This is a genomic window from Desulfovibrio sp. DV (genome assembly GCF_001936595.1).
Classification (GTDB): domain Bacteria; phylum Desulfobacterota; class Desulfovibrionia; order Desulfovibrionales; family Desulfovibrionaceae; genus Solidesulfovibrio.
In genome coordinates, this window is sequence record NZ_MLBG01000017.1 from 1 (window position 1) to 22,980 (window position 22,980).

Below are 22,980 nucleotides of genomic sequence, written 5' to 3' on the forward strand. Positions count from 1 at the left end.
CCGGGGATGATCCCCCCCGGTTTTCTTTCTCTTCGTATTCGTTTTCACTTCTGGCACTGCGGACAAAACGTCGATGTCCGCCCGGCCACTTTGATCGAAATAAGCGCTTTGCCGCAGCCCGGGCAGGGCTCGCCGGCCTTGCCGTAGACGGCGAACTGGTGCTGGAAGCCGCCTTCCACGCCATCCGGGGTGCGGTAGTCCCGGATGGTGCTGCCGCCGGCGGCAATGGCCCTGGCGATGACGGCCTGGATGGCGGTGAGCAACTTGCGGCGGGCGGCCGGGGTCAGGGCGCTGGCCGGCGTATCGGGCCGGATACAGGCGGCATGGAGGGATTCGTCGGCGTAGATGTTGCCGACCCCGGCGATGACGGTCTGGTCGAGGATGGCCGCCTTGATGCGGGTGGTCTTGCGGCAAAGGGCCGCCTCAAAGGCCTCGGGCGTCATGTCCCAGGGTTCCGGGCCAAGGGAGGCGTAAAATTTCCAGGCGGCCAGCGCCTCGGGGGTCGCCAGCCGGGCCGTGCCGAACCGGCGCATGTCGGAAAAAACCAGGGCATTGCCGTCGTCGAGGTGGACGAGCAGCCGGGCATAGGCCGGGGGGGCGTCGTTCGAGGGGGCGATGTGGAAGCGGCCGGTCATTTTGAGATGCAGCGCCAGGAAGACCGGGCAGTCGTCGGCAATGTGGGGCCGGGGTCCAAGGGCAATGAGCAGCAGCTTGGCCCGGCGGCCGACCGATTCGACCACCCGCCCCAAGGCGGCGGCGGCAAAGGCTGTGCGGCTCCCCGGCCCGGCCAGGACTTTGGCGTCGGGGACGTCGACCCCGGTCACCACGCGGCCGGTCAGGCCCGGAGCCAGGGCGCGGGCAATGGTTTCCACTTCGGGAAGTTCGGGCATGGCGGTTATTTTCCAGCCGGCGGCGCGGCGAGCGGGATGGTGATGGCCAGTGTTTCGCCGGCCCGGGAGACGGTGAGCGTCAGCGGTTCCCCGGCCTTGGCCGCTTCCATGGCGGCTTGGTGCAGCACGGCCAGATCGGTGGCCGGATGTTTACCGGCCGCGGTGACGGCGTCGCCGGCCAGCAGCCCGGCTTTCCCGGCGGCAGAGCCCGGGGCCACGGCTGTTACCAAGAGCGGCGGGACCGGCTGGCCCGGCGTTGGCTGGTCATGCGAGAGGGTCATGCCGAGCCGGCTTTTCTGGATGGCCGGACAGGCGGCAAAAAACGTGGCTTCGCCCGGAGCCGGGGCCTCGCCGCCGCGCCAGGGCACAACGGTGACGGTCCGGGCCGAAGGATCGTACACGGCCAGCCGCCGGGCAATGCCCCAGCCGTCCGCCACATGGCCGGCTCCGGCGATAATCACCACCGGGCGGGCGGTCAGCGAGCGGGCATACAGCGCCCGGGCCGCCATCTGCGTATCCCACAGGGACTGGACCGTCAGGAAGCTGGCAAAGGGATCGCGGCCGGGCGCAGCTTCTTTCCGGGGCGCGGAATCGGGGACGGGCTTGCCCATGGGGCCGTGGTGGACGAAAAAGGCACGCAGTTCCTCGACCTGGGCCGGATGGGGCGGCAGGAGGGCACCGGGGAGGAGGGTCCGCTCGGCCGGGGGCAGGGCGTCAAGGCCGGCGCGGCCGACTTTCTTGGCCAGGCCCTTGGGGACATTTAGGGCGAAAAGGGGCAGGCGGAAGTCCCGGGCGGCCTCGAAAATGGGGGCGTAGAGCTCGAAATCAAAGCCCCAGGTGGTTTTCCAGTCCAGGGCCTTTGGCAGGTCGGCCAGGGACAGGGTGCCGGCATTGAAGGCGTCCAGGACCTGCTGCCGGTCGGCCGGGACCATCTCCAGGCCGATGGCCGGGAAAGCGCCGGCAGCGGCCAGTCGGCGGATGACGGCGGCCTGGGCCAGGTGGTCGCAGGGGTTGGGATGTTCCTCGCCAAGGAGGATGTAGTCGGCCCCGGCGATGTCCCGGGCAAAGACGGCCGGGGAGAGCGGTCTGGCCGCAGCATCGAGCAGGGTTTCCGGGGCAAAAGGCGGCGGTCCGGCGCGTCTGGCTGCGCACCCGGCCGTGAGAACGGCCAGGGCCAGCAGACAGGCCATAAAAACGGCCCGCAGGGCGCGGGGGATACCCGCGCCCCGGAGGGCCGAAAAGGCAGCTTGTAAAGAGGCCGGCGCGTTCATGCCGTTGGCTGTTGGGCGCGCTCGCCTAGTCCCACTTGCGCTTGTCTTCGATGGGCTTGATCTGCGGCGGCAGGGTGCCGGGAGCCACCACGGTCAGCCCCGGGCGCAGCTTGATCTTCTCCCGGAACTTGTGGAGCAGATCTTCTTCGCGCTTGAAGTTGGAGGCCTCGATGATGAGGTTCATCTCGTCGATGCCGCCGGGGTTGGTGACTTCGATCTGCCAGCGCTTGATTTCCTCAAACCGGGTGATGACCTGCTCGACCTGGTGCGGGTAGACGAACATGCCCTTGATGCGGGCGGTTGTGTCCACGCGTCCGACAATGGAACCCAGGCGCGGCGAGGTCCGTCCGCACGGGCAGGGCGCACGCTCGATGTAGGACAGATCGCCCGTGGCCAGCCGGATCAGCGGATAGGTCTTGTTAAAGGCCGTGACCACGATTTCGCCGACTTCGCCGTCCTTGAGCGGAATGCCCGTGTCCGGATGGCAGATTTCGACAAAAGCCCGGTTGGCGATGTGCAGGCCCGTCTTGTGGAAGCACTCGTAGCCGATGCAGCCGACATCCGCTGTGCCGTAGCCCTGGCGCATGATGATGTCGAATTTCTTCTCCAGATTGGCGCGCAGCTTTTCGGAGAATTTCTCGCCGGTGACGAAGGCCACTTCCATGTACAGGTCTTTGCGCAGGTTAAGCCCCATCTCCTCGCCCTTCTGGGCCAGGTGCATGAGGTAGCTCGGGGTGCCGACATAGCCGGTGGCCCGCAGCTTCTGCATGATCTCAAGCTGGGTGGCCGAGTTGCCGGGACCGGCAGGGACCACGGCGCAGCCCAGGTTTTTAAGCGGCTCCTCGAACATGAGGCCGGCCGGGGTGAGATGATAGTTAAACGTCACCTGCACGAGGTCGCCGGAACGGAAGCCGCAGGCGTAAAAGCCTTCGGTCCAGCCCCAGTAATCGTCCTCGCGGTCCTCGGGGTCGAAGATCGGTCCGGGGGACAGAAAAATCCGCCGCAACTCGCCCATGTCCTTGGTGAGCAGCCCTCCCAGGCGCGGACCCATGGACTGCAGAAAGATGAGTTCTTTCTTTTTGAGAATGGGTATGTGCTTGAGGTCCGAGAGGGTCTTGAACTTCGAGGCCTGGAACTGGGCACGGTCGAAGCGCTTTTTGACATCCTCGGAATAGCGATAGGCATACGAGAGCAGATCCTTGATCTGGATCTGATAGTATTGGCGGCGTTCCGATTCGTCGAGCACTTCCCGGCGGGAATAGATGCCCTCGGTACGGTCCTTACGGGTCATGCCGGGTCTCCTTTGGAGCGATATCCCGTGGTGGGAAAAAGAGAGGTTTCATAGCGCGGGCCGGCGCGGAAATCAAGCGATTCGAGGCGCTCTGCCCAACAAAGTCCGTTGGACCACGGCCAGCAGTTCATAACGGGTGACGGGCTTGGCAATATAATCGGTCATGCCGGCTTCCAGGCCGAGCCGGCGGTCTTCCGGGGTGGCTGAGGCGGAAAGCCCCACGATGGGGATGTCCCGGGGCAGGCCGGGAACGAACCCGTCGCGGATGCGCCGGGTGGACTCCAGGCCGCAGATGCCGGGCATCTGGATGTCCATAAGCACCAGATCCACGGATTGGGCGCCCAGGATGTCAAAGAGCTGCTCGCAGGATGCGGCGATGACCGGGGCGTATCCCCGGTCTTCGAGAATGCGGCGCACCAGGAGCTGGGCCACCGGGTCGTCTTCGGCGTAAACAATGACCGCCCCCTGGCAGCGGGCGGACGACGATTGGCCCAGGGCCGGGAGCAGGGCGGACAGGAGTTCGGGAGAGGGGCGGCGCAGCATGGCCGTAAAAGAAAAGGCGCTGCCCCGGCCAAGGGTGCTTTCCAGATGGAGACAGCCGTGCATCTTCTCCACGATGTCCTTGGAAATGGCCAGACCCAGGCCGACCTGGGCGTAGCGTTTGCTGAGAAATGGTTCGCCGATGGTGAAATGCTCGAAGATATCGTTTTGCCGGTCCGGGTGGATGCCGATGCCGGTGTCGCGCACGGTGAACCGAAGGGGCACGACGTCGGTGGAGGCATGACCGGCCGGATCCACCGATGCGGTGACGCTGATGGAACCCTTTTCGGTATATTTAAGCGCATTGTGGATGAGGTTGAGCAGCACCTGGCGCAGGCGCTGGGCGTCGCCAACCAGAAACTGCGGCACGGCCTCGTCGATGGTGTTATGAAAGGCAAGGCCACGCGCGGCAGCGTCCTCGCCGCACATGGCGAAAAGCGCTGCGAGGGTGGTGCGCAGGTCGAAGGGCTCCTCAGCCAGGGTGAGGCGGCCGGCGGTGATGGTGGTCATGTCGAGCAGGGCGTTTATGACGCCAAGGAGCTGGTTGGAGGCGTTCATGGCCAGTTCCAGGAACTGGCGGCGGCGCTGGTCCTGCTCGCCTTGCAGCAGAAGGCTCAGCATCCCCATGATGCCGTTTAAGGGTGTGCGCAGCTCATGGCTCATGTTGGCCAAAAACAGTTCCTTGGCCGCGCCGGCCTTGGCGGCCGATCCGGCAAAGGCGGCGAATTCCCGGTAAAACGCCTGGAGCATGGTATGGCGTTCCGGGGTCAGGCAGGGAATGATGTGCAAGGCGGCGTCGGCTGCCGGGCTGTGCCCGAACAGGCTTTGCCGATCGGCCGGATTGGTGAAATACGGCCCCAGGGTCAGCACACCCGGGCCGCCGTCGCGAAGGGGCAGGGAGAACCGGCGGACGGTCATGCCCAGGGGGCACAGGGCCGGCGAGGGGCTCTCATCCGGGAAGGCATCCGTCGCCTCGAGCAGGGGACAAGGGCCGCGCTCGGGAAATTCCCGGTGCAGCATGGCGTGCGCCTCGGCCCCGGGGTCCGGCCAGACCGGACTGTCGGCCGACGGGCGGACGGTGACCGGGATCCCGAGCAGGCTGCCCAGAGGATCGAGCAGCCGCTTGAGGGACCGGGGGGTTTCGGCGCACAGCACATCTTTTGCCATGATAAGACTCTTAGCCGCATCCCCCCGGCAGGTCAATCGGATGGTCCGGGAATATTGGGGCCGTCAGCTTCCGGATGTCCGGGAGCGTCAAGGGAATCCGGGAAATCGGCCGGCGGCAGCGGGGGGCACACGTCCCGGCCGCCGTGGCGGGCAAAGACGAGAAATCCGGTATGGGCCACCATGCGGTCTTCGGGGCGCAGGCGCTCGGGTACGGGCTTGTAGCGGCGCACCAGGATTTCCAGCACCTCGATGTCCTCGAAGGGGGACTTCTCCATGGCCCAGAGCAGTTCGCTGATCTGGTTGGTGGTGGGCAGCAGGAACCCGACCGGCGCGCCGGGACGCACCACGGCTGCGGCCTGGTCAAGATAGTCCCAGGGTGTGCGCACGTCGAGAAAGAGCGCGTCGGCGTCGGTGGGGTCGCTTTGCGGATCGCCCTTGGTCACGGATTCCGGGAAAAAGCCCTCGGCAATGTCGCAGTTGTGGCGCGACACGCGATGGCCAAGGCCCACGGCGTCGAGGTTTTCGCCGGACAAGGTGTAGAATTCCGGACGCTTTTCAAAGGTGTAGACCCGGCCCGTGTCGCCTACGTGCCAGGCCAGGGCCAGGGTCAGGCCGCCGGAGCCGCTGCCGGACTCCACCACCCGCACTCCTGGGCCGATGCCCAATTTCAAAATGACGTAACCGATCTCTTTGGGGTACATGATCTGGGTCGAACGCTTGACCCCCTTGATGAGATCGTAGGTGGATGGGCGAAGGATGCGGAAGACGTGGCCGATGTGGGTGGTCACAGCGCCGCCGCTGCCGGCGCGCTCCACATCGGTGAACCGAATCATGCCTTCCTGGGTATGGAGTACGGTTTCCGGGTCAAAACGCCGCAGATATCGCTTGCCCTTGGGAGAGACCAGAAGTATCAAATCGCCCTGTTTCACATGTCACCCCGCAGTGGTATATGGGTCGAGGCCCTTGACCACGCCGGGACGCGCCTGTCAAGTGTGTACGCGGCAAGGAGGATCGCGCTACGAACCCTCTTCAGTATGTTTTCGGCCCGGTCGGATCGGGTCGCCTTGGCGTGTCGTTGGGCCTGGACCTGCTTGGCGCGCGGATCTGCACGTTCGATTGCCTCTACTGCGAGGTCGGCGTCACCGAGGCCCTGACCACCGTCCGAAAGCCCTATGTCCCGGCCAGGCGCATCCTGGACGAACTGGCCGCCTGGAAGGCGGCCGGCCACGCCATGCCCGACGTCGTGACTCTCGGGGGGCTTGGCGAACCCTGCCTCAATACCGACCTTGGCGACATTATTGCCGGGACCAAAGAACTTTTCCCCGACATCCCCGTGGCCGTGCTCACCAATTCGAGCCTGCTGCCGGATGCGGACGTGCGGGGAGCGCTTTCTGCCGCCGACATTGTCCTGCCCTCCATGGACACGTTGGTCGCCTCCGAGTACCGTCGCCTGAACCGCCCCCATGCCGCCATCGGCCTGGACACCATCCGCCGGGGCCTGCTCGATTTTCGGGCCATGTACGGCGGATCGATCTTTCTGGAAGTGCTGCTTTTGGCCGGTATCAATGATACGGCTGAAAATCTTGATCTTTTGCAGGGGTTTTGCCGGGAACTGGCACCCACGCGGGTGGATGTCGTCACCATGTCCCGGCCCGGAGCCTATGCCGGCGCGACGGCTGTCCCGCGCGAGGTTCTCGCCCGCTTTCGCGAGAGCCTCGGCAGTGCCGACGCTGCAACGGCCCTTTCCGGCGATCCGTCCGGACACGGGCCGACGGCTCTGGTCGGTCGGCATTCGGAGGAGCTTGCGGCCCGCATCGCCGCCTCCGTGGCCCGTCGCCCCCAGACTGAGCAAGGGTTGGCTGCCGGACTCGGCGTTCCCGTCGAGCACGTGCGCCGTGCCCTTGATGGCCTCCTGCGGACCGGTTCGGTTCGCCGGCAGCCCGACGATGATGATTTTTTCTATTCCGGATGACCGGATAAACAAAATTTTGCCCGGACGAACGCGTCCTGGCAGGGAGTTTCATGGAAATGAGCAGAGGAAAGAAACGCAAGCAGAAAATGTTCATCAGCGTGCTGCCCGGCGAACAGGTCGAGGTGGCCGTGGCCGAAGACGGCCTGCTGCTCGAATATTATGTGGAAATGGTCCACCAGGCCAAGACCCGGGGCCATATCTACAAGGGCAAGATCCATAACATTGATCCGGCCCTGCAGGCGGCGTTTATCAATTACGGCGCGGACCGAAACGGCTTTTTGCAGATCGACGAGGTCCACCCCGAGTACTACCAGATCGTGCAGTCCGGCGGCGACCGCCGGCCCAAATATCCGCCCATCCAGAAGGCGCTGAAAAAAAACCAGGAGTTGCTTGTCCAGGTGGTCAAGGAGCCGACCGGGCACAAAGGCGCGTTTTTAACCACCTATCTGTCCCTGCCCGGCCGTTATTTTGTCCTCACCCCTGGACGCGAGCAGCGGGGCGTGTCGCGCAAGATCGAGGACGAGGCCGAACGCAAGCGGCTTAAGGAAGTCATTTCCGGCCTCAAACTCGACGAGGGCCTGGGACTGATCGTGCGCACCGCCGCCCTGTCCCAGTCCAAGACGTCCCTTGAGCGCGATCTGTCCTACTTAAAGCGCCTGTGGAAGGAAGTGCGCCAGCGCGGCACCACGGCCGACACGCCAAGCCTCATTTACCAGGAGCTCGATCTGTCGTCCCGGGCCGTTCGCGACTACCTCACCGACGACGTGGGTGAAATCTGGGTGGATGAGCCGGAAACCGCCAAGCGCGTGTCCGAAATGGCGGCCCTGGTCTATCCCCGCCGTCCGGGCATCGTCAAACAACACAGCGACATTGATATTCCGCTGTGGGACCGCTTCAATCTGCGCAAACAGATCGAGCAACTCTACGGCCGGGAAGTGACCCTGCCAAGCGGCGGGGTGCTGGTCTTTGACCACGCCGAGGCGCTCACGGCCGTTGACATCAACTCCGGCAAGATCGGCGGCGAATCCAATTTCCGCGAGATGGCCCTCAAGACCAATATCGAGGCCTCGGAAGAAGTGGCCCGGCAACTGCGCCTGCGCGACATCGGCGGCCAGGTGGTCATCGATTTTATCGAGATGAAGGACCGAAAGCACGTGGCCGAGGTGGAAAAAACCTTGCGCGCGGCCTTTAAAAACGACCGGGCGCGCACGGATGTGGGCCGCATCTCCCGTTTTGGCCTGCTTGAGATCGTGCGCCAGCGCCTGGGCTCCTCGGCCCTGTCCATCACCTCCGAACCCTGCCCCTGCTGCAACGGCTCGGGACAGCGCCGCAACCACGAGTGGCAGGCCCTCACCGTGCTCAAAGACGTCTATCGCCAGTTGCGCAAAGACACCGGCCAGGAGTCGGTCACGGCCAAGGTGTCCGAGGAGCTCGCCCTGTACATGCTCAACAACAAGCGGGTGCGGCTTTCGGCCATGGAAGAAGAATTTAAGAAAAAGATCAATATTCTCGCGCTCTGAGCCGCAGTGTGGCCATGGCCAGCCGGGTGTTGCTTCATATCTGCTGCGGCCCGTGCGCCATTGCGCCGCTCCTGCGCCTGACCGAGGCCGGGTTGGATGTTGTCGGGCTTTTTGCCAACGACAACATCCAGCCGGCCGCCGAGTGGCTGCGCCGCCGCGACGGCGCGGCCAAAGTGGCCGGGCGTCTGGGGATCACCCTGGTCATCGACGACTACAATCCCGTGCCCCACATGGTCCGGTCCCTGGCCGACCCGGCCGGACGCTGCCGGCCGTGTTGGGCCGAGCGCCTGAACCGGACCGCGGCCAGGGCCCGCGAACTCGACTGCAACACCTTCACCTCGTCGCTTCTGTACAGCAAATACCAGGACCACGCCGCCATCACCGCACTGGGCCGGGACGCCACCGCCAGCCATGGCGTAGCCTTTGCCTATGCCGACTACCGCGTCCATTGGGATGAGGGCATTGCCCTGTCCCGGGAGTGGGACATCTATCGCCAGCCCTACTGCGGCTGCGTGCTGAGCGAACTCGACCGCTACGCCAAAAAACTGCGCCGCCCGCCTGATATTGGGTGAGAGCGGGGAGAAGAGAAAGAGTGCCTCCGGCGGCCAAAGGGCTGAGCCCTTTGGAATCCCGCCTGGGGTTGGTTTGATTTGACCGGGTGCGGCGTCAAGTCGACGAGCGGAAGTTGCGCAAGAAAAGACGCAAAGGGGCCAGGGTCGTGATCGTTGGTGTTTGAGCTTGACAGGGAACACCGTTGCTCCGGCGGCCAAAGGGACTGATACCCTTTGGAAACCCATCTTGGGGACGTTTGCTTTGACTGCGCGCGGCAGCAAGTCGGTTTGCGAAAGCGGAGCAGGAAACGACGGGAAGAGGCGGACGGGAGACGCAACGCCGCCCCCGGTTTTCTTGGACAGGGGTTTCCATTTTTTCTGGAATCCCGGGCCGGGCCGTCGCCTGATCGTGGAATCCATCTGCCGCATCACCACCACAACTATTGGAATGTTGCATGAATCCACTGCTGCTGCCCTTGGCCGTAGGCCTTGACCTGCTCCTGGGCGATCCGGCCGGCTGGCCCCATCCGGTGCGGGCCATTGGCTGGTGCTACGCCCGGTTGGACACCCTGGCCGACCGGCCGGGCCGGCGCACTCGTGTCTTTGGAGCCGTCTGTGTCCTGGCCGTGGCTGCCGGCAGCGCCGGTCTGGTCTGGGCGGCGTCCCGGCTGCCCTTCCTTGGCTCGCTGTGCGCCCTGTATTTTGCCTATGCCGGGCTGGCCCTGGGGGGCCTTTTGGCCGAGGGCCGTAAGGCGGCACGGTTCTTGATTGTTGGTGACATCGAAGCTGCCCGGAGTGTTGTGGGCGGGCTGGTCAGTCGGGACGTGACGGAACTTGACGGGCCGGACCTGTGGCGGGCCCTGGCCGAATCCGTGGCCGAGAACGCCAACGACGGTTTTGTCGCGCCGCTTTTCTGGCTGGCCCTGGCCGGCCCGGCCGGACTGTGGGCCTACAAGGCCGTGTCCACGGCCGACTCCATGTGGGGCTATCGAACGGAGCGCTACACGGATTTCGGCTGGTTCGGGGCCAGGGCCGACGATGTGCTGGCCTGGTTGCCGGCCCGGCTCACCGTGGCGGCCATGTGGCTGGCTGCCGGCCTGCTTGGCCGCTTAGGCGGTGTGCGTCTGGCCGACATTGCCCGCGACGCCGCCAAAAGCGCCAGCCCCAACGCCGGCTGGCCCATGGCTGCGGCCGCCTGGCTGTGCGGCGGCGGCATGGGCGGCCCGTCGCGGTATTTCGGCGTAATCGTCGAAAAGCCCCGTCTGGGACCGCCGTCTGGGGCCTGGGATGCACAGCGGTATGGGTTGTTGAGCCGGTTAGTATTGTTCACAGGATGTATTGTTGCTGTGGGAACAATTGCTTTGCGAAGCATTATCGCGCTGCTTGCATAGTGCTCGTGCCTGAATGTGGTTCTCGCTCAATCCTCAGTCAATCGGTCTTCTTTATTCGTTCTATGGACGCTAAAATGATTTGTTGTTGACGACATTCCGTTTTGAGTGGTAGCTGGTAAAGTACGAATTTTTCAGGAGGGCAGACGTATGGCTTTCGAAGGCACCGTGAAGTGGTTCAGTGACAAAAAGGGTTATGGATTTATCATGCGCGAAGGCGAAGATGACGTCTTCGTCCATTACTCGTCCATTGAAGGCGAAGGATTTCGCACGCTGCGCGAGGGCGAGGAAGTATCCTTTGAGATCCTTCAAGGTGAGCGGGGACCCAAAGCCACAAATGTGGTGCGTCCTGCCTGACCTTGGCCGATCCTGACAAGAGAAAAGCCCCCGCCGGATGTTTCCGACGGGGGCTTTGTTACGATTGTGCGTCGAATTATGCGCCAAGGGCCGTGGAACGGTCCTTGGAGGCCACGGCTGCATCAATGATGGCGGCGCGCACGGCTTTACGGTCCAGATGCATGAGCGCCTCAATGGTGGTGCCGGCCGGCGAGGTCACCATCTCGCGCAACACGCTCGGATGCAGGCCCGTTTCCACGGCCAGCTTGGCCGTGCCCTCAAACAGGCCGAGCACGATGTCCGTGGACTTGTCCCGGGCAAAGCCCATGAGCACCCCGGATTCGATGAGCGCTTCCATGAAGTGGAGCACATAGGCCGGACCCGAACCGGCCAGGCCGGTGAAGGCGTCGAAGAATTTTTCTTCCAGCACGTACGTGCGCCCCAGGGCGGCAAAGAGTCTGGCGACGAAGTCCTTCTGGCCGGCGTCCAGGGCCGGGTCGTCCAGGCACAGGGCGAACTGGCCCGCACCGACCAGGGCCGGGGTGTTGGGCATGACCCGCACCACCGGGCACTTGCCGCCGGCAAGCTCCCGCAGTTTCGCCATGGTCACGCCGGCCACGATGGACACGATGACCGTCTCCGGTCCCAGGTGCGGGGCCAGTTCGGCCATGGCCGCGGCGAGGTACTGGGGTTTGACGCACAAAACGAGATAGTCGCTTGCGGCCGCCAGATCTTCGGGGGTGGCTGCGGCCTTGGCCAGCTTCTCGCCGGCCAGGGCCGCGACCTTGGCGGCATCGACGTCGTAGGCCACGGCCGAAACGTCGGGGACAGCGGCAAGGCCCTTGATGATGGCCGCGCCCATGTTCCCCGCGCCGAGAAATCCGATGACGGCGGCCATGGCCTTAGCCCACCATCTCAAGCGTGCTGAAGTAGTAGGCGGTCTCGAAGGCGGCCGTCTCAGGGGCGTCGGAGCCGTGGACCGAGTTCTTCTCGATGTCCAGGGCAAAGCACTTGCGGATGGTGCCTTCCTCGGCATTGGCCGGGTTGGTGGCGCCCATGAGCTTGCGGTATTTGGCAATGGCGTCGTCGCCTTCGAGGATGGACACGACCACCGGGCCGGAGATCATGAAATCCACCAGGCTGCGGAAAAACGGGCGTTCCTTGTGCACGGCGTAGAAGCCTTCGGCCTCGGCGGCGGAAAGCTGGATCATCTTCATGGCCACGACCTTGAGGCCGGCGTCCTGGATCATTTTGAGGATGGCTCCGGACAGATTGCGCTCAACGGCGTCGGGCTTGATGATGGAAAGGGTACGTTCCATGGTGTGGCTCCTTGATGGTATTGGCTGCGGGCGCGAAAGCCCGGCGAGGCGGGGCTTACCGCGAATCGGCCGGCAAGGCAAATCTATCCCGTCCGGCCGGCGATGACCTGCAAAAGCGCCTCCCGGTCCACCATGCCGACCAGGCGGTTGCCCTCGCCTGTGACCACCAGCCGTTTGACGTGATGGGCCAGCATTTTTTGCAACACGTCCATGAGCGAGGCGTCTTCGGGCACGCTGTGAACGGTTGGCTGCATGACCTCGCGCACCGTGCCGGCCGGGCAGGCGTCAGCAGCCTGCTTTTTACCGAAAAGCGCCTGCAGCAGGCCGGGTTTGCGCTCCGGGCCGCACCGGGTGAGGAGATCGCCGTCGAGCACGATGCCGACGACTGCGCCGGCCTTGTCCACGACCACCACCCGGCGAAGCGGCGAGGCCACGAGCTTGGCCACCACCCCGGGCAGGGGGTCGTCCGGGCTGGCTGTGGGCACGTCGGTAAACATCACGTCGCGGGCCTGCTGCAACAGGCCGGCGGTAAAGCGCGGCAGGGCCACGGCTGTCCCGGCCGGCACCTTGGCTGCCGAACGCAGGATGTCGGCCCGGCTGACGATGCCGATGAGTTCCCCGGCCTCGTCGACCACGGGCAGGCGCTTGAGGCCCTTTTTCACCATCCGCTGCGAAGCCTCGCGCAGGCTGGCCCGTTCGCCGATGGTTTGCGGCGGCGCAGTCATGACGTCCCGGGCAACGCGGCCGGAGAGCTGGGCTGCGGCCTCTTCCCGGGCATCCCGGGGGAGCAGGCCGTAGACCGAAAGCCGCGCCGCCAGCCCCCCGCGGGTGAGCAGGTCGCCGCCGGTGACGATGCCAAGGACCTTGCGCCCGGCGTCGAGCACCGGCACGGCCTTGACGTTTCGGGTGAGCAGCAGGTCCACCACCTCGGCCAGGGGCGCATCCGGGCCGACGGTGGCCACATCGGAAGCCATGACGTCGCGTACCCGCACCGGGCAATGGAACCGGGCGGTCATGGGCTGCCGGGCGATCAGTCCGCCCTTGGCCAGTTCTTCGAGGCGCGGCAGCAGGGCTTCGATGCGGTCCGGGCGGTCGGCGATTTCGACGACCATCGGCAGGTCTTCGGACAGGCGCAAAATTTTGGCGGTATGCACCAGGCTGCCGGCCCCGAATCCGAGCACTCCGCGCAGCACCGTGGCTCCGGCCGCGCCGTGCCGCCGCGCTTCCTCCACCAGCAGTTCATAGACCGGCCGGCCGTCCACGCGGTCGGATTCGCCGCAATAGATACGCACCAGTTCGATTTCGACGTATTCCGACATCGGGTTATACCTCCATCAGTATCGTACCCATGGGGAGCTTCCGGCTCGCTCAGGGGTCCGGGGGGGCCTGGGGCTAACGCCCCAGGTTTCTGTCTCCAGCCTACGGCAGCTACAGCAGCCGGCCAAGCAGCAGGCCGCCGAACATTGCGGCAAACCCCAGCACGGTCTGAAAACCCACATTGGCCAGGGCCGGCAGGATGCGGCCGTCTTCCAGAAAGGCGCTGCTTTCAAAAATGAAGGTGGAAAAGGTTGTAAACGCGCCCATGAAGCCGGTAAGCAGGACAAGGCGGGATTCGGTGCGCAAGAGCATCCGTTCGCCGCCAAGCTCCCATACCAGGCCAAACAGAAAGCAGCCGAGGATATTGACGACCGCCGTGCCCCAGGGAAAATCCCGGCCGGCCAGTTCGTAGACCACGCCGGAGAGCCAGTAGCGGGCCAGGGTGCCGGCTGCTCCGGCCAGGGCGACGAGGGCCAGTTTTTCGAGCATAAGGCTCCTCCGCAGCAAAAAACTTCAGGCATCACGCGTCGGGCCGGGCCGGGCGATTTCCGGTCAATCCATACGCCCGGGTCGAAAAAGCGTAAAGGCCGCGGTTGACTATCCGAACCTCATCGTTATGGTATGAATTTGTCGGTGTTCTTTGAAAAAAACGGCCAACGCCCCTTTTCGCAAACCGCCCTGGGGCATACACTGTCGTTGCGCCAGTCGGCCCAAAGCCGACGAAACGGAGGTCATCATGTGGGAATATACGGATAAAGTCAGGGATCATTTTCTCAATCCGAGAAACGTCGGCAGTCTTGAGGACGCCAATGCCGTGGGCGAGGTCGGTTCGCTGGCCTGCGGCGACGCACTCAAACTTTTTCTCAAGATCAATGACGCCGGAGTCATCGAGGACGCCCGGTTTCAGACCTTCGGCTGCGCCTCGGCCATTGCCTCAAGCTCGGTTTTGACCGAACTGCTCAAGGGCAAGACCATCGAGGAGGCCCGGGCCCTGACCAACAAGGACATCGCCGACGACCTGGGCGGCCTGCCCAAGGAAAAGATGCATTGCTCGGTCATGGGCCAGGAAGCCCTGGAAGCGGCTTTGGCCGACTATCTGGGCGAGAAGGCCCCGGCCCATGAGCCTGAGGGCGAGCTGGTGTGCAAGTGTTTCGGCGTCTACGACGGCCAGATTCGCCGGGCCATCCGGGAAAACAAGCTGACCACCGTCGAGGAGGTCACGGATTTCACCAAGGCCGGCGGCGGCTGCGGCGATTGCCTGGAAAAGCTGGCCGGCATCCTGGCCGAGGAACTCGGGCAGGCCGCGGCCAAGCCCCTGGTCGAACTGCAGGTGAAGCGGCCGATGACCAATCTGGAGCGGGTCAAGCTCGTGACCAAGGTCATGGAAGAGGAAATCCGCCCGAATCTGAAAAAGGACGGCGGCGATATCGAACTGGTGGACATCGACGGCAGGACGGTCTTCGTGTCCCTGCGCGGGGCCTGCAAGGGCTGCCCGAGCAGCAACGTGACGCTGACGGAATTCGTCGAGAAGCGGCTCCAGGAACTGGTCGAGCCGGGCATCACGGTCAAGGAGGCAGGGAAATGAAGCCGGTTTATCTCGACAACAACGCCACCACCATGGTGGCCCCGGAAGTCGTGGCCGAAATGCTGCCGTTCCTGTCGGAATACTATGGCAACCCGTCGAGTATGCACACCTTCGGCGGCCATGTGGGCACGAAGCTCAAAGAGGCCCGCAGCGCCATCGCCGGGGTGCTCGGCTGCCAGCCCGACGAGCTGATCTTTACCTCCTGCGGCTCCGAAGGCGACAATACCGCCGTATTAAGCGCCCTGGCCGCCCAGCCCGACAAGCGCCATATCGTCACCACCCGGGTGGAGCATCCGGCCATCCTGAGCCTGGCCAAGCACCTGGAGGAAAAAGACTACGAGGTCACCTATCTCGGCGTGGACGAGAAAGGTCGCCTGAGCCTCGACGAATTGGGGCAGGCCATCCGCAAGGATACGGCCATCGTCTCCATCATGTACGCCAACAACGAAACCGGCGTGATTTTCCCGCTGCCCGAGATTGCCGCCCTGTGCAAGGCCCGCGGCGTGCTGCTCCATACCGACGCCGTCCAGGCCGTGGGCAAGATCGCCATCGACCTGTCCAAGCTGCCCGTGGACATGCTGGTGCTTTCCGGCCACAAGCTCCACGCCCCCAAGGGCGTGGGCGTCCTTTATGTGCGCAAGGGCACGCCGTTCCGGCCGTTTCTCATCGGTGGCCACCAGGAGCGCGGCCGCCGGGCCGGGACCGAGAATACCGCCGGCATCATCGCCCTGGCCAAGGCCATGACCATGGCCAAGGAACACATGGCCGAGGAAAACACCCGGGTCAGAGCCCTGCGTGACCGCCTCGAAGCCGGCATCCTGGCCGCCGTGCCCCACGCCCAGATAAACGGCGACACAGAACATCGGCTGCCCAACACCACCAGCATCGCCTTCAAGTTCGTCGAGGGCGAAGCCATCCTGCTCATGCTCGACCAGTACGGCATCTGCGCCAGCTCCGGCTCGGCCTGCACCTCGGGCAGCCTCGAACCCTCCCACGTGCTGCGGGCCATGGGCGTGCCGTTCACCTACGCCCACGGCTCCATCCGATTCAGCCTCTCGCGCTACACCACCGAGGCCGACGTGGATCTGGTCCTGGAGAAACTGCCGGGCATCATCGAAACCCTGCGGCGCATGTCGCCGTTTCGCGAAGAAGACGCTGCCAAGCCCGCTTGCACGTGTTGAGGCCGCGCCGCCCGCCAAGCAGGTCCGGGGGGGCATTTTCCCCCCCGGCGGGGCCAGGGCAGCGCCCTGGCCGGCAACAGGAGGAACCATGCGCGTTTATAATGACATGACCGAGCTGGTTGGCGGCACGCCCATGGTGTGGCTGACCAAGCTGGCCGAGGGCTTGCCGGCCCGGGTGGCGGCCAAACTGGAGTCGTTTAATCCGTGTTCGTCGGTCAAGGACCGGATCGGCGTGGCCATGATCCGGGCGGCCGAGCGCGAAGGGCGCGTCGGGCCGGGCACGGTGGTGGTGGAGCCGACGTCGGGCAATACCGGCATCGGGCTGGCCTTTATGTGCGCCGTGCGCGGCTACCGGCTGCTCCTTACCATGCCCGAGTCCATGAGCGTCGAGCGGCGCACCTTGCTGCGGGGATTTGGGGCCGAGCTGGTGCTGACTCCGGCGGCCAAGGGCATGACCGGGGCGGTTTCGCGGGCGCGCGAACTCGTTGCCGAGATCCCCGGAGCCTTTATGCCCATGCAGTTTTCCAATCCGGCCAACCCGGACATCCACGCCCTGACCACGGGGCCGGAAATCTGGGAGGACACCGACGGCGCGGTGGATATCTTTGTGGCCGGCGTCGGCACGGGCGGCACCATCACCGGCGTTGCCCGGGCGCTCAAGGCCAGGAAGCCGGAGGTTCGGGCCGTGGCCGTGGAACCGGCCGCCTCGCCGGTGCTGTCCGGTGGCCAGCCGGGCCCCCACGCCATCCAGGGCATCGGCGCGGGGTTTGTCCCCGAGGTGCTGGACCGAAGCCTCGTGGACGAGGTGTTCACCGTGGAAAATGAGGCCGCCATGGCCATGGCCCGGCGGCTGTTGCGCGAGGAAGGCATCCTGTGCGGCATCTCGTCCGGGGCCAATGCCTATGCCGCCCTGGAGATTGCCAAGCGCCCGGAGAATGCCGGCAAAGTGGTTGTCTTTATCGTCTGCGACACGGGTGAGCGCTATCTCTCCACGCCGCTTTTCACCGAGGGGGTCTGATGACTGCCGATGCGATCCGGCTGCCCCGTCCCAAACGGCGAACGCCGGTTGAGTGGGTCACGGAGATGTTGTGCGAGGAGGCCTCCTACCAAAAGGTCTACCACCGGCCGCTGCATGACGAGCCCATGCCGTCGGTGGCGGTCCTGGAAGAGGTCATGGAGCGGCTGCGGGGCGCGATTTTTCCGGGCTATTTCGGCCATTCCGATGTTGCGCCGGAAAACATGCGCTTTCATATCGGGGCCAGCCTCGACGCGGTCTACAAGCTGCTCACCGACCAGGTCCGGCGGGGGCACTGCTTTTTTTGCGAAATTAACGAGGCCGGCAACTGCCAGGAATGCCAGGAACGGGCCGAGCGGCTGGTGGGCGATTTCCTCATGCGCCTGCCCGACATCCGCGAGGCTCTGGCCGAGGACGCCCAGGCCGCCTATGAGGGCGACCCGGCCTCGCGTTCCCCTGGCGAGACCATTTTCTGCTACCCGAGCCTGACCGCGCTGACCCACCACCGGGTGGCCCATGAACTGCACAAGCTCGGCGTGGACCTCATTCCGCGCATCATCTCGGAAATGGCCCATTCCCGCACCGGCATCGACATCCATCCCGGAGCCACCATCGGCCGGCGGTTTTTCATTGACCACGGCACCGGCACGGTCATCGGCGAGACCTGCATCATCGGCGACAATGTGCGGCTCTATCAGGGCGTGACCCTTGGGGCCAAGAGTTTCCCCAAGGATGCGGCCGGGGTCCTGGTCAAGGGCAATGCCCGCCATCCGGTGGTCGAGGACGATGTGGTGATCTACGCCGGGGCCACGGCCCTGGGACGCATCACCATCGGCAAGGGCGCGGTCATCGGCGGCAATGTCTGGGTGGTGGACGACGTGCCGGCCGGGGCGCGCATTGCCCAGCAAGGACCGGGCGGCGTGCTCATCCGCGACGGCGCCGGGATCTGATCCGTCTTTTTCCCAACCCGGCAGACAAACGAAAGCCCGGTCGCAACAGACGTTGCGACCGGGCTTTTCGTCTTGGCCGGGCTGTCTACTCGGTGATGACCATGACGCTGGAGGCCTTGACCATGGCCTTGACCTTGGACCCGGCCTTAAGGCCCATGGCCTCGGCGGATTCCTTGGTGATGACCGAGACGATCTCGACGCCGGGGGCGGCTTCGATGACGACTTCGGCGTTGACCATACCGATGGTGACTTTCTTGACGGTGCCGGGGATCAGGTTGCGGGCGCTGACTTTCATGGTGTGGCCTCCTTGGGTGTTAGAGATCGTTTGGGACCGGCCGGTAGTTCGGGCCGTTGTTGCTTGAGGAAAGGATAGGGCGAACCTGACTCACACGCAAAGTTTATTTTTCGTGTGTGTGATGTTAGTTTTAACACTAATTATTCAAGGTTTTTATTGCCTTAAGAGTCACGAAAATTATTTCCGTGATTGCCTGAGAAAGTGCGACACCGTGTTGTTTATCCACGTCGTTTTTCAATTATTTTCTATAATATTAGGTGCTTAATGCATGGACACTGGTTGTTCCCAGGGGGGCAGCGGGGCGACGTCTGGGCGGGGGCCGTGTTTGCCCAAGCCGCGGCGCGGATGCAGCCGCCCGAGGAGGGAACGGGAAGAGCCGACCGGGGCGTGTCCGGCGAAGGGGTTTCCTCCGGTTATCTTGCCGGCCCTGCACCCTGGCCGGCCAGGGCGTGCCCGTCTGCCCGGTCAGGGGCTCGTGTGTCGCAGCAGGACCCGGGAGCGCGATGAACAGTCAAGACGCAGCAAGCCTGACCGCTCAGACGGTTGTGGTCTCTGGCCTCCGGGAGGGGGCGCTGCCGGCGACACCTGGCAGGGAGGCGGCAGGCCGGCCGCTGACAGGTGTCGCCCAGGGGACCAAGCCAGCGGCGTTATTTCCCGGCTTTGAAATCCAGGCGCACCACCACGGTCGGGTCGAGCACCTGGAAGGTGAAGGATTCCAGGAAAAACAGCGCCACTTTCTCGGTGTCGTGGGAGGCGTAGCCGATGGCGATATCGCCGCCAAGGGTCATTTCCAGATCGCCGCCGCGGGTGGAGAGGACGTAGGCCTCCTCGATAAACGGGCTGACGATGACCTGCCCGCCAAGCATGGTCTCCAGATATTGGGACAAGGGGTAGCCCCGGACGTGGCCGGAAAGGGCCACCCACATTTCAGGACCGACCACCAGGGCGTAGGGGCCTTCCACCGAAGTCTTGCGCAGGGCGGTCAGGGCCTTGGACACCTTGTCGGCAATGTCTTCGGGATCGCCCGAGACCAGCATCCGGGTCTGGCTGGACACTTCCGACAGGCCTTTGATGCCGGCCGGGGCAAAGCCGTGGTAGAGGGCTTCTTCTTCGAACCGGGCCAGCTTTTCGGCGGCTTCGTCCAGGGCGGCCAGATCAATGTCCTTGCCGCCGCGGGCGGCGTTGTCGATTTCGGCGATGTCCAGGGTGAAGGGGACTTTGACTTCGATCAGCGGTTTGACCTGGTGCAGGCCGTAGGTGATGCCGGAAACCGACTGGGCCTTGGCGTATTCGATGCGCCCAAGCGGCACGGCGGCGAATTCCCAGCCAAGGGGGCCGGCGACATCAACGACCCGGCGGCCGGACAGCATGGTGGTGAGCGTCTGGCGGGCGCGGTTGTCTACGGCCTGCCAGGCGGCAGCGGTTACCGGGGCGAGATCGCGTTTCAAAATATCCATGGCGTCTCCCGTGCATGGTTAGCAGGTTTCCCCCGACACAAGGCCGGGCGTCCTGGACGATGCGTCACCCGTGGCTGGTTGGCGGGTTTCCCCTGACACACGGTCCGGCTGTCCCGGACAATGCGTCTCCCATGGGTGGTTAGCGGGTTGCCCTGGCACATGGCCCGGCCGTCCAGGATGTTGCGTCTCCCGTTGGTCGTTAGCGGGTTGCCTTGAGGCTGCCGATGCCAAGTGAGCCGGAGCCGGCGGGACGGGCGCTCTGGGGCGCTTCGCCGGTCTGGCCTTCGGCCGTGGCGGCATCTTCCAGGGCGGTGATGTCGCCGGTGGTAAAGAGGTAGGTGCGCATGACCGCGTCCCAGCCCGGCATGGTGCGGCGCAACCATTCCAGACCCATGATGGCGTGTTCCATCTCTTCGTCGCGGTTATGGGCCATGATGGCCTTGATCTGGGGATCGGAAGCCGCCGCCACCCGCTGGTGGTACCAGTTGATGGCTTCGATTTCTTCTTTGAGGCTTGAAAGCGCCCGGACAAAGTCCCGATCCAGGGGCGTCAGTTCGGCGACAGGCTCGTGATACTGATCCATGACTCCTCCTTGGAAAACCCGATCGCCTTCGACCGGGTTGCCGCGTTTGGAGCCAACTATGCCACAGGCTGCAGCGAATGCAACGCCCGGAGGAGATAAATCCGGCGTCAATTGGGATAAGCGGGCGTTACAGGAGGATCAGGTTCTTGATCTCGTCGGTATCGTTGTCGGCCGGGGGAAAGTGCGGGGCGAGGTGGCTGGCCAGGGTGTCCACGCAATCGGCCAGGGCCGCGGCCTGCCGGCCCTGGGCAATGCCCAGGGTCAGGGCGGCGGTGGCCGCGTCCAGCGTCCTGGTCTCGAGCGCGCCGGCCAGACCGGTATCGGGCTGGATAAAGACCAGCCGCTCAAAGACCGAGACATAGATGAGGACTGCGTTTCGGGCCTTGGTTTCGGTCAGGCCGTGGTTGAAAAAGGCGGCCTGGGCCGCTTGCCGGGTCTCGGCCAGGGCCCGGTCCCGGGCCACGAACAAACGCTTTATGGCCGGCGTGCGCTTGGCCGCCTCGAAGCCGAGCAGAGCGAAAATGCCGAAGAACAGGAGAAAAAACCACAGGTTGCGGGTGCCGAAAGCCAGACACAGGAGCAGCCCGGCGGTCAGTCCGACAACCACGGCGCAGGCCAGATCGGCCTTGGGATAGTCGTCGCTGGCTCCGACCACCATGGGCACGATCTCGGCCGAGGTCTGTTTCTCGGCCGCACCAACCGCCGCTACCACCGCTTCCCGGTCGGCCGGGGATAAAAATCCATCCACGAGCTTTCGCATGGTCGTCTCCTACCAGTTTCCCGACGAGCCGCCGCCGCCAAACGAACCGCCGCCGCCGGAAAATCCGCCGCCCCCGCCCGAGGACCCGCCGCCGCCGATGTAAAAGCCGCCGCCTCCGCCGCGTCCGCCCCGGAACAGAAACGGGCCGACCAGGCCAAGCACGACGCCGCCCATGAGCAGCAGGGCCAGCATGGCCAGGGGCAGGGCGAAAAAGGCCCCGAGGACCGGCATGGCCACGCCGAAGATGCCGGCCCGGGCCAGGGCCGGCAGCCCGGAAAGCAGGGCGGTCAGGATCATGGCCAGGATGAACAGGCCGAAAAAGGCGTTGTCGTCGTGGCCGGAGGATTTTCCGGTTTCCGGGGGTGCCTGGTATTCGCCGCGCGCCGCCTCGATGATCGAGGCCACGCCGGATTCGATGCCGGCGTCGAAGTTGCCGGCTTTGAAGGCCGGCACAATGGCGTGGTCGATGATGCGCCCGGTCAGGGCGTCGGTAAGTTGCCCTTCCAGGCCATAGCCCACTTCGATGCGCACCTTGCGGTCATTTTTGCTGACGAGCAGCAGCACCCCGTTGTCCTTGCCCTTCTGGCCGATGCCCCAGGCTTGCGCCACCTTGACGCTGTAGTCTTCAAGCGGTTCACCCTCCAGGGAGGGGATGGTGAGCACCACCACCTGGGTGGAATCGGTGCGCTCGAAGTCGGCCAGCTGGCTGTCCAGGCGGGCGGCGGCGGCCGGCGAGAGCAGATGGGCCGTGTCGGTCACCCGGCCTTCCAGGCGGGGCACGCCAAGAGCCAGGGCCGCACCGCTCCACACGGCAAGGGCGACCAACAAGGTGGCAAAACCGGCCAGCCACGGCCCAACCGGGCGGTTTGGGCCGTCGCTATGAACAATGCGCCGCGTGGCGGCGGGGAGAGAGGTCGGAGCCTGTTGCATCAGTATTCCTTGGGCCGGGCTGCGGCTTCGGGGTTAAGGCCACGCACCTGATGACGGTCGGTCAGGCTAGAACTTCACCTTGGGGGCCTGCTGGGCCGCTTCGTCGGCCTTGTAGTATTCTTTGGGCTTTAAATGGAGCATGAGGGAATTGGTGATGAAATTGGGAAAGGTGCGGATGGAGCTGTTATAGACTTCGACGGTCTGGTTGTAGCGTTGCCTGGCCACGTTGATGCGGTTTTCCGTGCCTTCAAGCTGGTGCTGGAGATCGCGGAAATTCTGGTCGGCCTTGAGCTGGGGGTAGTTCTCGGCCACGGCCAGCAGGCGCGAAAGGGCCGACTGCATCTGGCCTTGCGCTTGCTGGAAGGCGGCCATGGCTTGCGGATCGGCCAGGGTTTCCGGGGTGAGCTTGATCTGTCCGGCCTTGGACCGGGCGTCGGTGACGGCGGTGAAGGTGTCCTTTTCGTGGCTGGCGTAGCCCTTGACCGTTTCCACGAGGTTGGGAATGAGGTCCAGGCGGCGTTGCAGGGCGGCGTCCACATTGCCCCAGGCGGCCTTGACCGCTTCCTCATTGGTCTGCATCTGGTTGTAGCCGCAGCCGGAGAGGCCAAAAAGGGTCAGCAATATGGCAAAGGTGCCGAAGATTCTGGTCATGGGTGCTCCTT

24 protein-coding genes are annotated in these 22,980 nt (G+C 64.6%); 9 read left to right on the forward strand and 15 right to left on the reverse strand.

The window, feature by feature from the left end; translation table 11 throughout:
- Positions 1 to 44: 44 nt before the first annotated feature.
- From mutM to DVDV_RS06305, 5 genes are all read right to left on the reverse strand, one after another.
- Positions 45 to 890, reverse strand: coding sequence for a bifunctional DNA-formamidopyrimidine glycosylase/DNA-(apurinic or apyrimidinic site) lyase (mutM, locus tag DVDV_RS06285; protein ID WP_075353852.1), 846 nt, complete (start codon positions 888 to 890; stop codon positions 45 to 47).
- A 5-nt stretch (positions 891 to 895) separates the two neighbouring features.
- Positions 896 to 2,080, reverse strand: a complete 1,185-nt coding sequence (locus DVDV_RS06290) for a ChaN family lipoprotein (RefSeq protein WP_254845281.1) — start codon at positions 2,078 to 2,080, stop codon at positions 896 to 898.
- A 106-nt stretch (positions 2,081 to 2,186) separates the two neighbouring features.
- Positions 2,187 to 3,452: a phenylacetate--CoA ligase family protein gene (locus DVDV_RS06295; protein WP_075353854.1), complete on the reverse strand. Its 1,266-nt coding sequence runs from the start codon at positions 3,450 to 3,452 to the stop codon at positions 2,187 to 2,189.
- Between the two features lie 72 nt (positions 3,453 to 3,524).
- Positions 3,525 to 5,159: an ATP-binding protein gene (locus tag DVDV_RS06300; RefSeq protein ID WP_075353855.1), complete on the reverse strand. Its 1,635-nt coding sequence runs from the start codon at positions 5,157 to 5,159 to the stop codon at positions 3,525 to 3,527.
- 32 nt (positions 5,160 to 5,191) lie between these two features.
- Positions 5,192 to 6,088 carry a tRNA (adenine-N1)-methyltransferase gene (locus DVDV_RS06305; protein ID WP_075353856.1) on the reverse strand — a complete coding sequence of 299 codons (897 nt, stop codon included), beginning with the start codon at positions 6,086 to 6,088 and terminating at the stop codon, positions 5,192 to 5,194.
- Between the two features lie 140 nt (positions 6,089 to 6,228).
- On the opposite strand from DVDV_RS06305, the gene DVDV_RS06310 reads away from it, so the two are divergent.
- From DVDV_RS06310 to DVDV_RS06330, 5 genes are all read left to right on the forward strand, one after another.
- Positions 6,229 to 7,131, forward strand: coding sequence for a radical SAM protein (locus DVDV_RS06310; RefSeq protein ID WP_139311542.1), 903 nt, complete (start codon positions 6,229 to 6,231; stop codon positions 7,129 to 7,131).
- A 56-nt stretch (positions 7,132 to 7,187) separates the two neighbouring features.
- A complete protein-coding gene (locus tag DVDV_RS06315; RefSeq protein ID WP_075353895.1) occupies positions 7,188 to 8,651 on the forward strand; it encodes an Rne/Rng family ribonuclease in 1,464 nt (487 codons plus the stop codon).
- 14 nt (positions 8,652 to 8,665) lie between these two features.
- Complete coding sequence (locus DVDV_RS06320; RefSeq protein WP_075353857.1) at positions 8,666 to 9,223, forward strand: epoxyqueuosine reductase QueH; 558 nt, start codon at positions 8,666 to 8,668, stop codon at positions 9,221 to 9,223.
- Between the two features lie 434 nt (positions 9,224 to 9,657).
- Complete coding sequence (gene cbiB, locus DVDV_RS06325) at positions 9,658 to 10,593, forward strand: adenosylcobinamide-phosphate synthase CbiB (RefSeq protein WP_075353858.1); 936 nt, start codon at positions 9,658 to 9,660, stop codon at positions 10,591 to 10,593.
- Positions 10,594 to 10,740: 147 nt separating this feature from the next.
- Entirely contained in the window at positions 10,741 to 10,947 is a 207-nt protein-coding gene (locus DVDV_RS06330) for a cold shock domain-containing protein (protein WP_043639350.1), read from the forward strand.
- Between the two features lie 76 nt (positions 10,948 to 11,023).
- Here DVDV_RS06330 and proC read toward each other — a convergent pair whose 3' ends face one another.
- The 4 genes from proC to DVDV_RS06350 form a co-directional block, all read right to left on the reverse strand.
- Positions 11,024 to 11,824 carry a pyrroline-5-carboxylate reductase gene (gene proC / locus DVDV_RS06335; RefSeq protein WP_075353859.1) on the reverse strand — a complete coding sequence of 267 codons (801 nt, stop codon included), beginning with the start codon at positions 11,822 to 11,824 and terminating at the stop codon, positions 11,024 to 11,026.
- Positions 11,825 to 11,828: 4 nt separating this feature from the next.
- Positions 11,829 to 12,245: a nucleoside-diphosphate kinase gene (gene ndk, locus DVDV_RS06340; RefSeq protein ID WP_075353860.1), complete on the reverse strand. Its 417-nt coding sequence runs from the start codon at positions 12,243 to 12,245 to the stop codon at positions 11,829 to 11,831.
- Positions 12,246 to 12,328: 83 nt separating this feature from the next.
- Complete coding sequence (locus DVDV_RS06345) at positions 12,329 to 13,564, reverse strand: DUF190 domain-containing protein (protein ID WP_075353861.1); 1,236 nt, start codon at positions 13,562 to 13,564, stop codon at positions 12,329 to 12,331.
- Positions 13,565 to 13,673: 109 nt separating this feature from the next.
- Complete coding sequence (locus DVDV_RS06350) at positions 13,674 to 14,051, reverse strand: CrcB family protein (RefSeq protein ID WP_075353862.1); 378 nt, start codon at positions 14,049 to 14,051, stop codon at positions 13,674 to 13,676.
- Between the two features lie 247 nt (positions 14,052 to 14,298).
- On the opposite strand from DVDV_RS06350, the gene nifU reads away from it, so the two are divergent.
- The 4 genes from nifU to epsC all read left to right on the forward strand — a co-directional run bounded on the left by nifU (position 14,299) and on the right by epsC (position 18,293).
- A complete protein-coding gene (gene nifU, locus DVDV_RS06355) occupies positions 14,299 to 15,147 on the forward strand; it encodes a Fe-S cluster assembly protein NifU (RefSeq protein WP_075353863.1) in 849 nt (282 codons plus the stop codon).
- Positions 15,144 to 16,328 (forward strand): cysteine desulfurase NifS, encoded by a 1,185-nt coding sequence (gene nifS / locus DVDV_RS06360; protein ID WP_075353864.1) that lies wholly within the window; start codon positions 15,144 to 15,146, stop codon positions 16,326 to 16,328. Before nifU ends, nifS begins: the two co-directional genes overlap by 4 nt.
- Positions 16,329 to 16,416: 88 nt before the next feature.
- On the forward strand, positions 16,417 to 17,346 hold the full coding sequence (gene cysK / locus DVDV_RS06365) for a cysteine synthase A (RefSeq protein ID WP_075353865.1): 930 nt from the start codon (positions 16,417 to 16,419) through the stop codon (positions 17,344 to 17,346).
- On the forward strand, positions 17,346 to 18,293 hold the full coding sequence (gene epsC, locus DVDV_RS06370) for a serine O-acetyltransferase EpsC (protein WP_075353866.1): 948 nt from the start codon (positions 17,346 to 17,348) through the stop codon (positions 18,291 to 18,293). The genes cysK and epsC overlap by 1 nt, the downstream gene beginning before the upstream one ends.
- Positions 18,294 to 18,378: 85 nt before the next feature.
- Here the strand turns inward: epsC and DVDV_RS06375 are convergent, their stop codons facing one another.
- The 6 genes from DVDV_RS06375 to DVDV_RS06400 all read right to left on the reverse strand — a co-directional run bounded on the left by DVDV_RS06375 (position 18,379) and on the right by DVDV_RS06400 (position 22,969).
- Complete coding sequence (locus tag DVDV_RS06375; protein WP_075353867.1) at positions 18,379 to 18,588, reverse strand: molybdopterin-binding protein; 210 nt, start codon at positions 18,586 to 18,588, stop codon at positions 18,379 to 18,381.
- Between the two features lie 647 nt (positions 18,589 to 19,235).
- Complete coding sequence (locus DVDV_RS06380) at positions 19,236 to 20,045, reverse strand: family 1 encapsulin nanocompartment shell protein (protein WP_075353868.1); 810 nt, start codon at positions 20,043 to 20,045, stop codon at positions 19,236 to 19,238.
- Positions 20,046 to 20,244: 199 nt separating this feature from the next.
- Positions 20,245 to 20,628 carry an encapsulin-associated ferritin-like protein gene (locus tag DVDV_RS06385; protein WP_075353869.1) on the reverse strand — a complete coding sequence of 128 codons (384 nt, stop codon included), beginning with the start codon at positions 20,626 to 20,628 and terminating at the stop codon, positions 20,245 to 20,247.
- A 127-nt stretch (positions 20,629 to 20,755) separates the two neighbouring features.
- Entirely contained in the window at positions 20,756 to 21,388 is a 633-nt protein-coding gene (locus DVDV_RS06390; RefSeq protein WP_075353870.1) for a hypothetical protein, read from the reverse strand.
- 9 nt (positions 21,389 to 21,397) lie between these two features.
- On the reverse strand, positions 21,398 to 22,318 hold the full coding sequence (locus tag DVDV_RS06395; protein ID WP_083634677.1) for a YgcG family protein: 921 nt from the start codon (positions 22,316 to 22,318) through the stop codon (positions 21,398 to 21,400).
- Between the two features lie 66 nt (positions 22,319 to 22,384).
- Positions 22,385 to 22,969 carry a LemA family protein gene (locus DVDV_RS06400; protein ID WP_075353871.1) on the reverse strand — a complete coding sequence of 195 codons (585 nt, stop codon included), beginning with the start codon at positions 22,967 to 22,969 and terminating at the stop codon, positions 22,385 to 22,387.
- Positions 22,970 to 22,980: the final 11 nt, after the last annotated feature.

Coding starts and splice junctions, on each gene's coding strand:
- mutM (WP_075353852.1), bottom strand. CDS start 890: ATGCCCGAACTTCCCGAAGTGGAAACCATTGCCCGCGCCCTGGCTCCG.
- DVDV_RS06290 (WP_254845281.1), bottom strand. CDS start 2,080: ATGGCCTGTCTGCTGGCCCTGGCCGTTCTCACGGCCGGGTGCGCAGCC.
- DVDV_RS06295 (WP_075353854.1), bottom strand. CDS start 3,452: ATGACCCGTAAGGACCGTACCGAGGGCATCTATTCCCGCCGGGAAGTG.
- DVDV_RS06300 (WP_075353855.1), bottom strand. CDS start 5,159: ATGGCAAAAGATGTGCTGTGCGCCGAAACCCCCCGGTCCCTCAAGCGG.
- DVDV_RS06315 (WP_075353895.1), top strand. CDS start 7,188: ATGAGCAGAGGAAAGAAACGCAAGCAGAAAATGTTCATCAGCGTGCTG.
- DVDV_RS06320 (WP_075353857.1), top strand. CDS start 8,666: ATGGCCAGCCGGGTGTTGCTTCATATCTGCTGCGGCCCGTGCGCCATT.
- cbiB (WP_075353858.1), top strand. CDS start 9,658: ATGAATCCACTGCTGCTGCCCTTGGCCGTAGGCCTTGACCTGCTCCTG.
- DVDV_RS06330 (WP_043639350.1), top strand. CDS start 10,741: ATGGCTTTCGAAGGCACCGTGAAGTGGTTCAGTGACAAAAAGGGTTAT.
- proC (WP_075353859.1), bottom strand. CDS start 11,824: ATGGCCGCCGTCATCGGATTTCTCGGCGCGGGGAACATGGGCGCGGCC.
- ndk (WP_075353860.1), bottom strand. CDS start 12,245: ATGGAACGTACCCTTTCCATCATCAAGCCCGACGCCGTTGAGCGCAAT.
- DVDV_RS06345 (WP_075353861.1), bottom strand. CDS start 13,564: ATGTCGGAATACGTCGAAATCGAACTGGTGCGTATCTATTGCGGCGAA.
- DVDV_RS06350 (WP_075353862.1), bottom strand. CDS start 14,051: ATGCTCGAAAAACTGGCCCTCGTCGCCCTGGCCGGAGCAGCCGGCACC.
- nifU (WP_075353863.1), top strand. CDS start 14,299: ATGTGGGAATATACGGATAAAGTCAGGGATCATTTTCTCAATCCGAGA.
- nifS (WP_075353864.1), top strand. CDS start 15,144: ATGAAGCCGGTTTATCTCGACAACAACGCCACCACCATGGTGGCCCCG.
- cysK (WP_075353865.1), top strand. CDS start 16,417: ATGCGCGTTTATAATGACATGACCGAGCTGGTTGGCGGCACGCCCATG.
- epsC (WP_075353866.1), top strand. CDS start 17,346: ATGACTGCCGATGCGATCCGGCTGCCCCGTCCCAAACGGCGAACGCCG.
- DVDV_RS06375 (WP_075353867.1), bottom strand. CDS start 18,588: ATGAAAGTCAGCGCCCGCAACCTGATCCCCGGCACCGTCAAGAAAGTC.
- DVDV_RS06380 (WP_075353868.1), bottom strand. CDS start 20,045: ATGGATATTTTGAAACGCGATCTCGCCCCGGTAACCGCTGCCGCCTGG.
- DVDV_RS06385 (WP_075353869.1), bottom strand. CDS start 20,628: ATGGATCAGTATCACGAGCCTGTCGCCGAACTGACGCCCCTGGATCGG.
- DVDV_RS06390 (WP_075353870.1), bottom strand. CDS start 21,388: ATGCGAAAGCTCGTGGATGGATTTTTATCCCCGGCCGACCGGGAAGCG.
- DVDV_RS06395 (WP_083634677.1), bottom strand. CDS start 22,318: ATGCAACAGGCTCCGACCTCTCTCCCCGCCGCCACGCGGCGCATTGTT.
- DVDV_RS06400 (WP_075353871.1), bottom strand. CDS start 22,969: ATGACCAGAATCTTCGGCACCTTTGCCATATTGCTGACCCTTTTTGGC.